We start from the raw sequence: 15,148 nt of genomic DNA, 5'->3' as shown, positions 1-15,148 counted from the left end.
CTCACGCGTAGAGCGAGCCGGTGTTCACTACCTGCTGGGTTGCCTGTTCGCTGCACAGCACGACGAGCAGGTTGGACACCATGGCGGCCTTGCGCTCCTCGTCGAGTTCGACGACGTTCTCCTCGTCGAGGCGCTGCAGCGCCATCCGGACCATGCCGACCGCGCCCTCGACGATCTTGGCCCGCGCGCCGACGACCGCGGCGGCCTGCTGCTGGCGCAGCATGGCGCCGGCGATCTCCGCCGCGTAGGAGAGCCGGGTGAGCCTGGTCTCGATGACCTGCACGCCCGCGGCCCGTACCCGGTCGGCGAGTTCGGCGGATAGCTGCCTGGTGATCTCGTCGGCGTTGTCCCGCAGCGAGAGCACGCCCTCGACGCCCCTGGCGTCGTAGGGGAAGCTGGAGGCGATGTGCCGGACGGCGGTCTCCGCCTGGATCGCGACGAACGTGAGGTAGTCATCGACCGAGTAGATGGCCTGCGCGGTGTCCTCCACCTGCCAGACGACCACGGCGGCGATCTCGATCGGGTTGCCGTCGGCGTCGTTCACCTTCGCCTGCGTGGTCTCCATGTTCCTGATCCTGGTGGAGACGGGGATCCGGTTCGAGAACGGGTTGACCCACTGCAGCCCGGGCTGGCGGACGGTGCCCTTGTACTGGCCGAACAGCTGCACGACGTGGGCGCGTCCCGGCGCGACCACGATGATGCCGCGGAACACCAGGAAGAACACGATGGCCAGGAGGATCGCCGGCACGGCGAAGGCCGCGGCCGCGCCGCCCTTGTGCACCGCCGCCTGCCAGAACAGGATGCCCGCCGCGGCGAGCACGACGATGTCGATCAGGATGAGGGTCAGGCCGGCGGCATATCGGGCCTCGCGCTCGCGCATCGGCTGGGCAGGACGGGCGAGCTGTTCAGGAACTTGAGTCTGGGCTGTCATGATGCCCACCTTCGGGAGGAATCGCTGATACTAATATCATACTGATATCAGTTTTCCTCCGCAAGCTGTCCTGGAGCCTGGGGTGCTCCTGACTCTTGGAAGTGAAGGTATCGCCTAAAGCCTGGGAGTGAAGGTATCGCCGCGCAGCGCCTGCTCGATGAGAACCACGGCCCGCGCGGTGCTGGCGAGTCGCCGCCCCTCGGTCCGGTAGGCGGCGAGGACGGCGTCGATGGCGTGCGGCGGCAACTCCTCGCCCAGTTCGCTGCGCGCCGTCCGGTAGCCGGCCCTGGCGCCCTCGACGCAGGCCTGCGTGTGATGCCTGGCCATCGCGGCCAGGGCCGCGGGGTGCCGGCGCAGCACCCCGTGCAGCCGGAAGTCCGGCGGGACGACATCGAGCAGCCAGGCGATGGCGGTCGCCTCGAAGTCCTCACTGCCCGGCGGATGCACTCCGGTTGGCCAGCCCGGTGGTATGTACGCAGCCATGGGCGGCAGCATAACACGCCATCGAACGGCCGTTCGACTGCGAGCCGGGGCCGTTGTATTTACACTCCTGAACCAGGTGGGTATACCAACCGTTGTATAGGTAAACGGAGGGTAGGGAGCTGCGTGCCTGCTCGCGCACTATTTCATACCGCGCCGCGCTGTGTGGAGATCAGGGAACTGCCCGCACCACGGCCTGCGGCCGGCGAGGTGCTCGTCCGCACCGTGTGCTCTGGCATCAGCGGCGGTACCGAACGGCTTGTGTACCGCGGCGAGGTCCCCGCCGACTTGGCGCTTGACGACACGATCGACGCGCTCGGTGGCACCTTCTCCTATCCCTTCGCCTATGGGTATGCCTGTGTCGGCGAAGTAGCGGAGTCCGGCCAGGCGGTTTTCGTGTTCCATCCGCACCAGGACGTGTTCGCGGCGCGGGCTGACGACCTGATTCCGCTGCCTGGAGTCGATCCCGCGTCCGCAACCTTGCTGCCGCTCGTCGAGACGGCGCTGCAGGTGACGCTCGATGCGGGGACCGGATACCGCGACCGGGTCGTCGTGCTCGGGGCCGGCGTGCTCGGCCTGCTGACCGGCCTGCTGTTGCGCAGGGCCGGGTGGCGGCCGCTGATTGCCGAGCCGCAGGCGTGGCGCCGCGCCGTGGCCAGCAGCCTCGGCGCCACCACCGTAGCGCCGGAGGAGCTGGTGAAAGACGAGGTTCCGCTGGTCATTGACGCCAGCGGTAACCCGGATGCGCCAGCGATGGCGCTGAACTTGCTGGCCCACGAGGGAACCTTGCTGATCGCGTCGTGGTTCGGCACCAAACCAGTTGTGCTGCCGCTAGGCGGCGCCTTCCACCGGCGCCGTCTGACGATTCGCAGCACGCAGGTCTCCACCGTGCCGGCCCGGCTGTCCGGGACCTGGAGCCGTTCCCGGCGCCGCCAGGAGACCGTTGAACTGCTTACCGAGCTACCGTTGGCGGAGCTGTGCACGCACGTCTTCGACTTTGGTGACGCCGCCGAGGCGTTCCGAGCCGTGGACCAGGGGAAACCAGGGCTGATGCATGCCGTTCTCAACTACGACAGGAGTGCTGTCCGTGACCTGTGAAGTCGGGCTGAGCCGAAGCGTCCGCGCCTTCCACATCATGCCGGGACTGCCCGGGCCAGAGGGGCAGCTCCATGATCACGACTACCGGATTGACATCGTGGTGGACCGCGAGCAGCTTGACGAGCGCGGCATGGTCTGTGATCTGGATGTGCTTGAAGCGGCGCTGATCGAGCTGACCAGCCGGATCGAAGACCGCAACCTGGAGGAGATACGCCCGGCCGAGGCCGAGGCGGTCACGGTCGAGGTGTTCGCCCGCTGGGTGCATGACACCCTCTCGCCCGTCGTCGCTGCCGCGGGCGGCGAATCACTGGCAGTGCGAGTCTGGGAGACACCCGTCGCGTTCGGCGGATACCGCGCAGGGTGCGGGGGAGCAGCTGTATGACTCTGGGCTGGGATAACCCCACAGCAGACCCCACCACCACTGTCCTGCTGCGGCACGGCGATACCCAGCTGTCACCCGAACACCGCTTCTGCGGGCTGCGCGACCTCCCGCTTAGCGCCAGCGGCACCCGGCAGGCCAAGGCGGCCGCCGGCCGCCTCGCCAGCGGTGCCCCGATCGACGCCGTGGTCAGCTCGCCGTTGCTGCGCGCTGTCGCCACCGCCGCCATCGCGGCCGGCGAACTGGGCTTGACCGCGGCCATCGATGACGATCTCCGTGAAACCGACTTCGGTGACTGGGATGGCTTCACCCTGGAAGAAGTACAGCAGCGGTGGCCCGCGGCCGCGGCCGCCTGGCGGCGCGACCCCGAACAGGCGCCGCCGGGCGGCGAGAGCTTTGCCGACACCGCACGCCGGGTAGACCGGGCCCGTGACCGGCTGCTGCGGGAACACGGCGGCCAGACCGTCCTGGTGGTCAGTCACGTAACCCCGATAAAGATCATGCTGTGCGGGGCTCTCGGCGCCCCGCTCAGCACCCTCTATCGGCTATATCTCGGTTCCGCCTGCATCAACGAGATCCAGTGGTACGGCCAGGGATTTGCCGCCGTCCATCGCGTCAATGACACCAGCCACCTGCCGTGACTCACCGGGTCGGTGCCGCCTTGGCCGGGACCGTGCTGAAGGTGTTGAGGAGCTGATTGCGGAAGGCGTCCATCGGCTCGAACGGAGCGCTGAGATCGGGCAGCAGCCCGTTCTGCCAGTGCCAGGAGGAAATCTGCTTGAGCACCGAAGGGGCACGGGTGACGATCGAGAGCGGCACATAGTTGTCGGGATCCGGGCCGCTGATGGTGCTGTGCGGCTGCTCGTCGCCGAGCAGGATGAGCACGAGGTTCGGGTCGTTCAGCTCGGTGACCCATGAAGTGAGGGCAGTCATTGAGTACTGGATCGACTGGCCGAAGAACTGGCGCACCGTGTTGGTGTTGCTCCATACCCGGGCCACGTCTGCGGCCGTCCCCCGCTGGGAGTCGAATACCGAGCCGTTGCCTACCTGGTTCCAGGGCACCATGGACGGCAGCGGGGCCCAGGGGGTGTGCGAGGAGGTCGTAGCGATCTGGGCCATCACGGGCTGGTGGCCGGGGGTGAGCTCAAGCCGCTGGAACTCGGCATAGGTGTACTGGTCGGGCATCGCCGAGTAGCTGAAGGATGGGCCGTGGTAGCCGACGTTAGACCGGTTATAGACCTGGGCGTAATGGTAGAAGGACGTGGCGGTGGCCCAGGGTGTGTCCTCTGGGTCGTCGAGGACCGTGTGCCACCCGGCCTTGTTGAAGGCGTCGCTGAGCGTGAACCGCTGGCTGGCGATGAGCTCGTCATACCGCTGCTGGCTATTGACCCACAACCCCGACTGCAGGGTGGAGTGGGCGAGCCAGCTGACCCCGCCGGAGGTCGGGGAGCCGGCCCAGGCGCTCTTCGTGGACCAGCCGGCGCGGGTCAGCATGCCCTGTTGCTGGCGCAGGACGGCGTCGATGCCCGGCGAGAAGCTCGTACCCCGGACGGCGACCTGCCCGTAGCTCTCGACGAAGACGATGAGGACGTCCTTGCCGCGCAGCCCGGTCAGCAGGTCGGACGCGGGGATGGCGGCCTCGGGGTCGCGGCTGTGGATGGCCTGCCCGAAGATGCGCGGGTCGGCGAGCGCCGCCTGGACGGCGTGCACCTGATCGACGGCCAGCCCGGTTTCGCTGGCCGAGGCGAGCGCGGTCCCCGGGATGAGCTGCAGTGACAGGCCCGCGGACAGCCCCCAGACGGCGGTGAGAGCGGCAAGGCCGCGAACGGTGCCGCGGCGGTGACGGGCGGCCACTGCGGTGAGGTGAATCGCCGCCGCGGTGATCGCGACGAGAAGCAGGCCGAGACCGATCACGAGCACGACGGCCACGACGTTGGTGAGCTTGGCGCCGATCGAGTCTTGGAGCACGCCCTTAGCCTGTGCGATTTCGCTCCAGTCGGTCACCGGGTTGAACGCCCGGTTGAGCAGGTCGTAGTACCCCATGTTGAGGAACTTGGCGAAGAGGAGCACGGTGAAGAGGATCCCGGCGATAGCGGCCACGATGCGTCGCGGCCAGGGCGGCAGAAACAGCGCCACAGCGACCAAGACCAGCAATTCTATCGGGATGCGGACAAAATTTCCCAAGGCGAACTGATAGGTACGGTCAGGCAGCAAAAGGGTGAACCAGAGGAGCGCGAGCGCAAGCGCGGCGATGGTAAACCGCACAGCCAAGCGGGCGCGCGGGTCGGCGCCGGTACGGTACAGCCAGATCACATTGCGGCCGAACGACTCTGCAAGCAGCAGCAGTGCGGCGGCGACCGCGATCATTCCGGTAATGCGGTTGATCAGTCCGGATGCGGCGACGGTGAGCACGATGCCGGTGACCGCGGCCGCGACCTTGCCCCAGTACCGCGGTGGCAACGGCGCGGCCAGCCACGGGATCAGCAAGCCTGCCAGCAGGAACGCGTAGCGGGCGGCGCCGATGGCCAGCACCCAGCTGCCGTAATCCCGGGATACTGCGATGCTGAGCACCAGGATGAGGAAGGCGTCGGCCTCGCCGTCGAAACGGCCGCCAAGCGGGGTGGCGGTGCCGGTCCGGCGCGCCACTTGTCCGTCTACCGCGTCGAGGGCCAGCGCGACGGCGGACAGGGTAACCAGCGCCGTGATCGACACCGGCCGGCCGAACGAGTCGGCGACTAGGCCCGTGACCCCGGCGATCAGCACCATCCGGGTCAGGGTGACCCAGTCCGCCGGGAATATCGCCGGCTGGTCGCTGCGCTTGCGGGCGGTCGCCAGCAGCGCGGTCGCCACCGAACCGGTGACCAGGCCGGCGATCCAGCCGGCGGCACCGAGACCAGCGGTGACGGACACGACGCCGAGCAGGGCGGCTGTGGCGAGGATCCCCAGGATCGTCGCGAGCCGGATTACCCGCAGCGCGCCTTTGTCCGCGACCTGAACCGCCGGCGGCTGAATGGTCTGCATTGCGCCTACGTCCCCCTTGCCGTCATCCGTCACTCCTCATAGGGACAACGGGCCCCAGGTCACGCTGGTTCACCGCGGCCGGCCGCGTGCCGGGATGTTGCTCCAGTGACGATTGAACTATGTGCTCAGTAGGCACGTATAACCAGTGTGGCGCCCATGCACTCAGTTCCGGTCGGGATCGGTCGGGCCGTCGGTCGTTTCGGCCCGTCGTTGCTGCGACTGGCCGCCGGCGTCACCGTGCTGTGGTTTCTCGTACGGCAGGTAGGCGCGGCGCCGTTCGAGGACGGGCTGCGCGCGGTCACCTGGCAGGCGGTCGTGGCCGTCGTCACGCTCACGGCCGCGACCACGGTGTGTTCGGCCTGGCGGTGGCGCGTCGTCGCCCGGGCACTCGGCACCGACATCGACCTGCCCGTCGCGACCGGCGCCTACTACCGTTCCCTGTTCCTCAACTCCGTGCTGCCCGGCGGGATTCTCGGCGACGTGCACCGGGCGGTCACGCAGGGCCGGCGCGCCGGAGACGTCGCGCAGGGGGTGCGCGCGGTGGCGTGGGAACGGCTGTGCGGTCAGGTCATCCAGGCCGTCGTGACCGCCGTCGTGCTGCTGACGCTGCCCTCGCCGGTCCGGCCCGCGCTGCCCTACGTGCTGGCGGGCATCGCCTGTGTGGCCGGGTGTGCTGCGCTCGTCGTGCGCTGCGCCGCTCGCCGCCGCCGGTCGCGGCTGACCCGTGCCGCCCGGGCCATCGCCGCTGACCTGCGCCGCGGCCTGCTGCCCCGTCGTGTGTGGCCGCGGCTCACGCTGGCCTCGCTGCTGGTCGTCGCCGGGCACACGACAACGTTCGTCGTCGCGGCCCGGGTCGCCGGCTGTACCGCACCCCTGGGCGAACTGATCGCGCTGCTGATGGTGGTCCAGACCGCATCGGTGATCCCCTTGAGTATCGGCGGGTGGGGGCCACGGGAGGGCGCTGCCGCCTGGGCCTTCGCCGCTGCCGGGCTCGGCGCGGCTATCGGGGTCACGGTCGCCACCCTCTATGCGGTGCTCATGCTGGCCGCGGTTACCCCGGGCGCGGGCCTGCTGCTCGGGGACGCCGTTCGCCGCCGTCGCGAGCAGGGACCCGCGAGCGAGCTGACAGAACCCGATCCGGAGCCGCTGACGATGGAGGCTATTCGTGGTTTACAGGCCTTGCCCGTGACCCGGGCGGTCCAGGCGGCGGCCATCCGCCGGCGTGTTCGGATCCCGCTGCGCTTGGCTGACGGCTACTCAACGACTGCCACGGTCGTCACCTTCACCGGCCTGGCCGACGCGCAGCAGCACGTCGCCCTCGAGTTCGGCCGGCCCGCCCGGACCCGGCTGCCGCTGGTGCGCCTGCACAGTGAATGCCTCACCGGTGACGTGTTCGGCAGCCAGCGATGCGACTGCGGGCCGCAACTGCGCGAAGCGATCGAGCGGATCACCGAACACGGCGGGTACGTGCTGTATCTGCGTCAGGAGGGGCGCGGCATCGGACTGTACGACAAACTCGATGCCTACGCGCTGCAAGACGATGGCCTGGATACGTACGACGCGAATCTCGCGCTCGGTCACCGGGCCGACGAGCGCGACTACACCAGTGCCGCCCAGATGCTGAAGGCGCTTGGCGTCAATCGCATCGCCCTGCTGAGCAACAACCCAGACAAGGGCGCTCAGCTGGGCCGCCTGGGCATCACGATCGCCAGGCACGTCCCCACTGCCCTGCACCTTACCGAGACCAACGCCGCCTACCTGACCACCAAGGCCCGGCGCGGAGGGCATGACCTGCTTTCGCTGAGTCTTGACCGCGCCGCCGAGCCGCACCAGCAGGTCGGCCCCGCTTAGGCGCGGCCCACGAAATCAAGCTGGTGGGCGAGGTAGACCAGGTCACCCGCGGCCAGTTGCTGACCGCGCGCGGCCAGCCAGTCGGTCAGGTCCGCCGGTTCCATCCAATCCTCGCGACTCCGCAACGCGTTCTCGATCGTGCTGAGGATGCTGCGCAGGAAGTAAGCCTCATCGCCCGGGTAGCTCCCGTCCGGGCCGGCGCTTACCACCCAGTCCGACGGCCCCGCCGCCAGCGCGGGCGCCTTCGCGGCCCGCAGCTGGTGGAACAGGCGACGGCCCGTCCGGCTATCCCCGGCCGGCCGGCCGTAGCGAATGCGCTCATCCATGTCGCGGTGGTAGGCCCGCATGACCTGGTCATCGTGGGGGTGGCCGGGCTCAAGGATGCTCTCGCCGTCGTAATTGATCGTGAACCAGTAGACGCCGCCGGGGACAAGCAACCGCAACAATCCGGGCAGCACGGCCGGCACGTCCACCAGGTCGAGGACGGCGTTGGCGATCAGCACATCGGCCGGCGCCCCGTGAGCGACCTCCAGGTAGCTGCCGAGCTCGGCGTGCACTAGGCGCACCCGCAGCTCACCCAGCTGCAGCCCATCCGGCAGCGGATCGCTGCGCAGGCCCCGCACGGCCGCCCAATCGCACAGCCACCGGCGAGAATCGTCCAGCAGCTGCCGATCCGCATCCAGCAGGATGTACTCGCCGCTGCCGAGCACACCCCAGTCGATCAGGCGGGCCACCATCGTCCCCAGGCCGGCGCCGACTTCGAGTATTCGCGGCTTACCCGCAGGCATGAGGCGGCGCAGTTCGTCCAGCACATGCCGGTTAAGCGCCCGGTCATCCACGGTCGTCTTCGCGGCCAGGTAGCGGGCATAGTCGAAGGTCACTGCTTCTTCGCCACCATCGCGAACTTGCGCACCCGTCCGCTGCCGAGCCAGTCACTCCACAGCTGATGGGCCGTGATCAGCTCGGCGGTGGCCTGCGTCCCGATCTGGCGGGCGATTTGCGGTGAATCAGCCCGGTAACAGCGAAGCAGCGCGGTCGCCATCGCCTGATGGGCCGAGCTGTACTCCTGCCGCCAGATCACGGTCAGCCCCGCGTTGCGCAGCACGCCAGTCAATTCCGCCAACTCGATGGGCCAGACCGTATCGGCGCCCGGCATGCGCGTGCGTTCCTGCTGGGTGAGCGGCCGGCCTTCCTCGACGGTGAAAGCGAAACGCCCGCCCGGCTCAAGCACGCGCGTCACCTCACCCATCAAGGCCTCCTTGTCGGGGAAAGCCAGCATCGTCTCCAGCAGGAATATCACCTCGAAGCGGCCGTCGGGCAGCGGCGGGAGGTGAGCTTGCTCGAAGCGGCAGGGAAGACTCCCGGCCAGCTGCCGGGCAATGGCCAGTGCGCTGGCAGAGTGATCGACACCCAGGTAGCGGCATCCCGACTCCGCCGTGATCATCCGGCCGGGGCCGGCCACACCGCAGCACAGGTCGAGCACCGAGTCGCCAGGGCTGACCCGGGCCTGGTGAGCCAGCCTCCGGACCTCGGCCGCCCGCATGAAGCTCTCCTGGCCCACATACTCGCCAGCGGGGTAGGCGCTCGCCCTGGCCCGCTCTAGCGCCGTAGTCTCGGGTCGAACCACGTCCTCTGCTCCCACGTTCTACCTGGTGTCAGGTATCACGGACCGGCGGCGGGTCTGGTTCAGCTCCTCCGCAGGGGGAAGGCTGATTCGGTGCGGCAGGCGCTCTGGAGGGCCGGAACATCGTGCGGGTCCACGTAGTAGTCCCCGAGGGGTTCGACAATCCCGGGCAGCCTACCGGCGGCAACATCTATGACCGGCGGGTCTGCGCCGGACTGGCCGAGGCAGGCTGGGAGGTGCTGGTCGCGACCGTCACCGCGCCGTGGCTGGTACCCGGTGCCGAGCTGGCCCGCATCGTTTCCGCCATCCCCGACGGTGAGACTGTCCTGATCGACGGGCTCATCGCCTCCCCGGCCGCCGCGCAGCTGCTGCCGCACACCGGGCGGATTCGAATGACTGTGCTGCTGCACATGCCGCTGGCCACCGCCCTCGACACACACCATGATGCCAGCGCGGAGCGCTCCGAACGGATCGTGCTCCGCGCGGCCGCCGGCGTGGTCGTTACCAGCGAGTGGACCCGCAGGCAGGTCCTGACCCGGTACGCGATCCCGGCCTGCCGGGTGCACGTCGCCCGGCCGGGCGTCGACCGGGTCGCTGCCCAGGCCCGGCCGGTCAGCGGCCGGCTGCTCTGCGTCGGCGTCCTCGGCCGCCACAAGGGGCAGGACCTCCTCGTCGAGGCACTCGCGGGCCTCGCCGACCGGGACTGGCATTGCGTGCTTGCCGGACCGCTTGACCGCGACCCGGACTTCGTCGAGCGATTGCGGGCACGTATCACGCGCCTCGGCTACGGTCACCGCGTCCGGCTTAGCGGCGTGCTGACCGGCGCGGCGCTCAGCCACGCGTATGCCACCGCCGACCTGCTCGTCGCGCCGTCCCGCTCGGAGACTTACGGCATGACCGTCACCGAAGCGCTCGCTCGCGGCCTGCCCGTCATGGCTGCCGCCGTCGGCGGGCTGCCGGAAGCGCTCGGCACCACCGCCGATGGCACTGTCCCTGGCCAGTTGATCCCGCCCGATGATCCGGCTGCCCTCGCCGCCGCGCTCGGCGACTGGCTGGGCGACGAGTGCTGCCGGCGCCGGCTACGGGCCGCGGCACGACAGCGACGGTCGACTCTGTGCGGCTGGGAGCAGACCATAAAAGAGATAGCGAACGCAGTGACCGTTCACCCTGGAGAGAACGCCAGATGACAATCAGGACCGAAAGCCGCATAACAATCGCCAGCAGTGTCCATGAGGTGTGGGCGTACATCTGTGACGTCGGACGTTGGCCAGAGTGGGCGCCGACAGTACTCGAATGCCGGGTTCGCGGAGGAGGCCCGCTACAGCCCGGCTCGCGGGTCGATCAGCGGGCGAGGGACCTGTGGTGGACTCACGACCGGAGCGAGGAAGTGACCGCTGTCGAGGCGCCCCGCTCCGTGGCGTTCGCCGGGACAATGGGGACGTCCGTGGCGCGCTGGGCAATGGAACTCGAGCCGGCCGGCGATAAGCAGACCGACGCCATGATGTGGATTGAGGTCGACCTCGCGGGCATCATGCGCGCGGTCCCGGGCCTCGTCAAGGGCAGTATTCAGCGAGTAAGCGATCGCGAGATGGCGGCGATGAAGGCTGCGGTGGAGTCCGCGACGCGTGAAGGCGCGGTGTCCTAGATGGTGGCCCCGACCAACCGTACGCAAGAGCGCCTAATCGCGACATACCGCAAGAAGGCGAAGCACTACGACATCACGTCCCGGCTCTACCCCGCGCCTGGCTACCCTCAGCGGGCACAACGCCTCCGTTCCGTACGAGCTCTTGGCCTTCGCCCGGGTGACAGCGTGATCGACATGGCATGCGGCACGGGCCTGAACTTCTCGCTGCTGGAGAAGGCGGTCGGTCCCGGCGGCCGGATCGTCGGCGTCGATCTGACCGATGCGATGCTCGCCCGTGCCAAGGATCGGATAGCGGCGAACGGCTGGAGCAACATCAGCCTCGTGCAAGCCGACGCGGCCGGCTTCGGCTTCCCCGCCGGGGTCAACGCGATCCTGTCCACCTACGCCATGACGCAGGTGCCCGAGTGCGCAGAGGTCATCGCCCACGGCGCCGCGGCGCTTTCCGCGGGCGGACGCTGGGTCGTGCTCGATCTCAAGCTTCCCGACAGCCTGCCTGGGTGGCTAGCGCAGCTGGGAACCGCGACTGTGCGGCCTTTCGCCTCCATAGATGAGTGGATCATGCGCCGTCCGTGGGAGGCGATTCGCGCCGCCATGCAGGCGGAACTGGCCGATCTCCGCTGGACTGAGTTGTTCTTCGGAACCGCATTCCTCGCTGTCGGGTCCCGCGGCCCTGAACCCTCCGGTGGGCGACCGCAGGGGAGCGGCCAGAGCGACTGACGTCATGCGGCTCTCCGGGTCGCCTTCGCACGCATCACCCCCGCCGGGGGATATGGCCGCGCCCTGGCGGGAAGACGATGGGCAGGTGGATCCGGTTGATCGAGTGCGCCAGGCGAGCAGGCGCCTCGCCGAGCCAGTGGACTCGGTAGCGCAGACCGTCGCGCGGCGCGCTACGGAGCTTGTGGTCGACTCGCTCGACATCAACGCGCTGCTCGGGCAGATCGACGTGAACAAGCTCCTAGCCCAGGTCGACGTTGACCGGCTGCTGGACAAGGTGGACCTCAACCGGGTGCTCGACCGGGTTGACGTGGAACGGATCATCTCCCGGGTGGACATGGACGCCCTGCTGAGCCGGGTGGACGTGAATGCGATCGCGGACCGCATCGACATCAGCGCGCTGCTCGACAAGACCGAGCTCTCCGCAATCCTCACCCGGTCCTCAAGCACCGTCTTCAGCGAGGGAGTCGACCTTGTCCGCAGCCAGGCGGTCGGCCTCGACAACTTCATCGCGCGCTGGGTCGACCGCATGCTCGGCCGCGGCACCAAGCGACCGCCCGCACCGCGCGGCCCGCGGCTCCTGGTCAGCGTGCAGGCCGGGCGATGACGGCCGGCCTGCGTGAGCTGACCGGGCTGCGCGGCCATTACGCGGGGTCCGTCTCGCGCTTTCTCGGCTACGCGATCGACCTCGGGGTAATCAGCGGGTTGTTCGGGCTGGCGCTTGCCGTCGTGTCGTTCGTCGCCAGCTTGATAACAGGGCACACGGTCAGCTGGAACGGGAGCGGCATTCCGGTGGCGATCGCCTACGGCTGCTGGTGGTTCGTGTACTTCGCCTACTCGTGGGCGGCGAGCGGCAAGACCTTCGGCATGGCGGTGCTCGGCGTGCAGGTCGTCAGCAGGGAAGGCGCGACGGCAGGCCCGCGCCGCGCGATCGTGCGCACGCTGGTCTTCCCGCTCAGCTTCCTGCTGCTTGGACTCGGCTTCGTCGGCATTCTGGTCGACCGCGAGCGTCGTGCGCTGCATGACGTAATCGCGGGCACCACCGTCGTCTACACGTGGGACGCCCGTGCGCAACGGCTGCGCTTCCTGGCCCGCGATGACCTAGCACAGGTACCAGCACCGGTACCCGCGCAGCAGGGACCGCCCGAGCGCGAGCGGACGGTGACGCAGCACCAGGCCGCACCGGCCCCGGATTCGGCATCGAACCGGCCAGCTTCCCGCGATGGCCGTGGCTAGCCGTGGTTGGTGTAGATGGGCGTGGATGTCGATCCCTGGTCGGAGATGCCGATCGCGACGCAGGCGTCCGCCTGCGGGCATTCGATCTGGCCGATGTCCATGAATGAGTCGCCCTGCATCCCGCCGGGCACCTGCGCGGGGACGGCGAAGGTGACCCGCTGCCAGGTGCGGCCCGCGTCGTGCGTGACGGCGACGACGGCGGACCCCGCGTTGTACGTGTTGCCGATCTGCTGGGCGATGAGGTCGCCTCCCGCCGCGTAGCAGGTCGTGCTCGTGGGGCAGGTCAGGTCGTTCATCAGCGGGTAGGGGATCGAGTGCGGGAACCCGCTGGTCCTCGCCCAGGTCCTGCCGCCGTCGGCGGAGAACCCGATCACGGAGTACTGCACGGCGTCCTTCCCCGACGTGTAGCCGTACTTGTCCCGCTCGATGCCGTCGTGCTCGACGAAGCCGATCATCGCGCAGTGGCTGACGTCCGTGCAGGTGACGTCGGGCTCCGGGCCGGGGCCGTACCCCTTCGGCCAGGCGTCCCGCTGCCAGGTCAGGCCGCCGTCATCGGATGTCAGCAGCACGCCGTGGTCGAGATCAGGGCCTTCCCTGGGGCGGAACTTGGTGTGCACGCCGATGGCCACGCAGTGCGCGGCCGTCGGGCAGGCCACGCTCTGCATCGCCGCGTCATCCGGGAACTTGACCACGGTGAAGCGCTGCCCGCCGTCGGCGGTGGCAAAGAATCGCGTGCCAGAGACGAGCGTCGCGATGCCCGGGGTCATCGATTTCCCCGATGCCGATGCCAGCCCCCGGCAGGCCGTCGCGGTGGCGCAGGCGATCTTCATGATCTGGCCGACGCCGGCGGGCAGCGGGCGCACGGTCCAGGAATGCCCGCCGTTGACGGTGCTGACGTACACGGGCTGGCGCCCGGAATACAGCCCGCCCGCCGCGCAGTCCGTCACGGACGCGCACGACAACGCCGACGTGAACGTGACGCCGCCCGGCACTGGCAGGACACTCCAGGACTGCGCGCCGTCAGTCGAGACGTAGAACGAGTTCATATTCGCTGGGCCGCTCGGCGATTGCGCGCTATCGCCCTCGACGTAGCAGGTCGTCGCCGTCGGGCAGGTGAGAAGCCCCGGCGCGGGGCCAGACGTGGCCTCCTGCCAGCCCCTGGCCACGAGGTAGCCCATCAGGCGCCAGGTGCCTGCCTTTGCCGTGATGCCCGCAGCGCCGGAAGGCAGCTGCCTGGCCGGCTGCCATGCGCTGACAAGCGGCGCTGTCAGGGTGGGCGGCGGCTGCAGCACCGTCGTGGCTACCAGGGCGACGAGGGCCGCGGCGGCGGCGACCCTGACCTGGCCCTTGGTTACCCGGCCGACGTGGATTCTCCGGATCGCGCGCGGCCATTGCCGGCGTGCACCCGGGGATGGCGCGGCGTCCGCGCTCTCGGCAAGCGCCACGGCCGCGCGGGCGCGCGCCCACGCCGCCGCATCCGGCCCCGGGGTGTCGGCGCGGAACTCCCGCAGCAGGTCGATCTCGTCAGGCATGGTCATTCTCCTTGAATGTCCACAGGGTGAAGTCGAACTCGCCGAGCTGGGCCCGCAGCGCCGCCCTGGCCCGCGACAGCCGCGACCTGGCGGTCCCGTTGGCGATCCCCAGGGCGGCCGCGATCTCCTCGTGGCTGAGGTCCGCCCACGCGTGCAGCAGCAGCACGTCGCGCTGCTCCGGGTTGAGTGCCGCGAGCGCCCCCGCGATCCGCGGCATCAGCGCGGCCGCGGCCACGCGAGAGTCGGCGTCGGTGTCGAAGGACCGGGTGCCGTCGGACGTCAGGCGCGCGTCAAGCTCGAGCAGTTCCTGCTCGTCCCGCCAGTGCCCGCGCAGGACGTTGGCCGCGATACCGAAGAGCCAGGACCGCACCGACCCGCGAACGGGGTCGTAGGAGGCCCGCCGCCGGTACGCGGTGGCGAAGGCCTCGGCCGCCAGGTCCTCGGCCAGGCCGGTGCCAACGCGCCGGGCGATGAACCGGTACACCGGGGCGAAGTGCTCGCGGAACGCGTCCGCGAAGTCTGCCGGTGCTTCGATCGGACCAGATCTCAGTTTCTCGTCCACGCATAAGTATTGGCGCGCCGGCGCAATCCGTTCCCGTCGTTTGCCGCCCGGGTAAGCGGGGCTCGTCCTGCCGGG

Annotated in this window: 16 protein-coding genes; 9 read left to right on the top strand and 7 right to left on the bottom strand. The window is 69.3% G+C overall.

Features of this window, described 5'->3' with window-relative positions:
• Nucleotide 1 precedes the first annotated feature (1 nt).
• Together EAS64_RS02285 and EAS64_RS02280 are read right to left on the bottom strand one after the other, a co-directional pair.
• Entirely contained in the window at nt 2–931 is a 930-nt protein-coding gene (locus tag EAS64_RS02285; protein WP_145851039.1) for an SPFH domain-containing protein, read from the bottom strand.
• A gap of 114 nt (nt 932–1,045) precedes the next feature.
• Nucleotides 1,046–1,414, bottom strand: a complete 369-nt coding sequence (locus EAS64_RS02280) for a hypothetical protein (protein ID WP_145851038.1) — start codon at nt 1,412–1,414, stop codon at nt 1,046–1,048.
• Between the two features lie 162 nt (nt 1,415–1,576).
• Between EAS64_RS02280 and EAS64_RS02275 the strand changes: the two genes are divergently transcribed.
• The 3 genes from EAS64_RS02275 to EAS64_RS02265 are packed head-to-tail and all read left to right on the top strand — an operon-like array spanning nt 1,577 to nt 3,529.
• On the top strand, nt 1,577–2,509 hold the full coding sequence (locus tag EAS64_RS02275) for a zinc-dependent alcohol dehydrogenase (protein WP_222848929.1): 933 nt from the start codon (nt 1,577–1,579) through the stop codon (nt 2,507–2,509).
• Nucleotides 2,499–2,891 carry a 6-pyruvoyl trahydropterin synthase family protein gene (locus EAS64_RS02270; RefSeq protein ID WP_187365637.1) on the top strand — a complete coding sequence of 131 codons (393 nt, stop codon included), beginning with the start codon at nt 2,499–2,501 and terminating at the stop codon, nt 2,889–2,891. Before EAS64_RS02275 ends, EAS64_RS02270 begins: the two co-directional genes overlap by 11 nt.
• Nucleotides 2,888–3,529 (top strand): histidine phosphatase family protein, encoded by a 642-nt coding sequence (locus EAS64_RS02265; protein WP_145851035.1) that lies wholly within the window; start codon nt 2,888–2,890, stop codon nt 3,527–3,529. The genes EAS64_RS02270 and EAS64_RS02265 overlap by 4 nt, the downstream gene beginning before the upstream one ends.
• Before the next feature lies 1 nt (nt 3,530).
• On the opposite strand, the gene EAS64_RS02260 is transcribed toward EAS64_RS02265, so the two are convergent.
• On the bottom strand, nt 3,531–5,909 hold the full coding sequence (locus EAS64_RS02260; RefSeq protein ID WP_145851034.1) for a CDP-alcohol phosphatidyltransferase family protein: 2,379 nt from the start codon (nt 5,907–5,909) through the stop codon (nt 3,531–3,533).
• 156 nt (nt 5,910–6,065) lie between these two features.
• Between EAS64_RS02260 and ribA the strand changes: the two genes are divergently transcribed.
• Entirely contained in the window at nt 6,066–7,760 is a 1,695-nt protein-coding gene (gene ribA / locus EAS64_RS44435; protein ID WP_222848928.1) for a GTP cyclohydrolase II RibA, read from the top strand.
• On the opposite strand, the gene EAS64_RS02245 is transcribed toward ribA, so the two are convergent.
• Nucleotides 7,757–8,641, bottom strand: a complete 885-nt coding sequence (locus EAS64_RS02245) for a class I SAM-dependent methyltransferase (RefSeq protein WP_145851033.1) — start codon at nt 8,639–8,641, stop codon at nt 7,757–7,759. The genes ribA and EAS64_RS02245 overlap by 4 nt on opposite strands.
• On the bottom strand, nt 8,638–9,303 hold the full coding sequence (locus EAS64_RS02240; protein WP_145851032.1) for a class I SAM-dependent methyltransferase: 666 nt from the start codon (nt 9,301–9,303) through the stop codon (nt 8,638–8,640). Before EAS64_RS02240 ends, EAS64_RS02245 begins: the two co-directional genes overlap by 4 nt.
• Nucleotides 9,304–9,509: 206 nt before the next feature.
• Between EAS64_RS02240 and EAS64_RS02235 the strand changes: the two genes are divergently transcribed.
• The 5 genes from EAS64_RS02235 (at nt 9,510) to EAS64_RS02215 (ending at nt 12,979) form a co-directional block, all read left to right on the top strand.
• The gene (locus EAS64_RS02235) at nt 9,510–10,571 is read left to right on the top strand and encodes a glycosyltransferase family 4 protein (protein WP_222848927.1); all 1,062 of its coding nucleotides are present in this window, start codon (nt 9,510–9,512) and stop codon (nt 10,569–10,571) included.
• Nucleotides 10,568–11,029: an SRPBCC family protein gene (locus EAS64_RS02230; RefSeq protein ID WP_145851030.1), complete on the top strand. Its 462-nt coding sequence runs from the start codon at nt 10,568–10,570 to the stop codon at nt 11,027–11,029. Before EAS64_RS02235 ends, EAS64_RS02230 begins: the two co-directional genes overlap by 4 nt.
• Nucleotides 11,030–11,746 carry a class I SAM-dependent methyltransferase gene (locus EAS64_RS02225; RefSeq protein ID WP_145851029.1) on the top strand — a complete coding sequence of 239 codons (717 nt, stop codon included), beginning with the start codon at nt 11,030–11,032 and terminating at the stop codon, nt 11,744–11,746.
• Between the two features lie 85 nt (nt 11,747–11,831).
• Nucleotides 11,832–12,350, top strand: a complete 519-nt coding sequence (locus EAS64_RS02220; protein WP_145851028.1) for a hypothetical protein — start codon at nt 11,832–11,834, stop codon at nt 12,348–12,350.
• Entirely contained in the window at nt 12,347–12,979 is a 633-nt protein-coding gene (locus tag EAS64_RS02215) for an RDD family protein (protein ID WP_145851027.1), read from the top strand. Before EAS64_RS02220 ends, EAS64_RS02215 begins: the two co-directional genes overlap by 4 nt.
• On the opposite strand, the gene EAS64_RS02210 is transcribed toward EAS64_RS02215, so the two are convergent.
• Together EAS64_RS02210 and EAS64_RS02205 are read right to left on the bottom strand one after the other, a co-directional pair.
• On the bottom strand, nt 12,976–14,511 hold the full coding sequence (locus EAS64_RS02210; protein ID WP_145851026.1) for a beta propeller repeat protein: 1,536 nt from the start codon (nt 14,509–14,511) through the stop codon (nt 12,976–12,978). The two genes, EAS64_RS02215 and EAS64_RS02210, sit on opposite strands and share 4 nt — an antisense overlap.
• Nucleotides 14,504–15,073: an RNA polymerase sigma factor gene (locus tag EAS64_RS02205; protein WP_187365636.1), complete on the bottom strand. Its 570-nt coding sequence runs from the start codon at nt 15,071–15,073 to the stop codon at nt 14,504–14,506. The genes EAS64_RS02210 and EAS64_RS02205 overlap by 8 nt, the downstream gene beginning before the upstream one ends.
• Nucleotides 15,074–15,148 lie beyond the last annotated feature (75 nt).

This window comes from Trebonia kvetii (assembly GCF_007827045.1).
Lineage (GTDB): Bacteria > Actinomycetota > Actinomycetes > Streptosporangiales > Streptosporangiaceae > Trebonia > Trebonia kvetii.
This window is presented reverse-complemented; position numbering and strand designations above follow the sequence as displayed.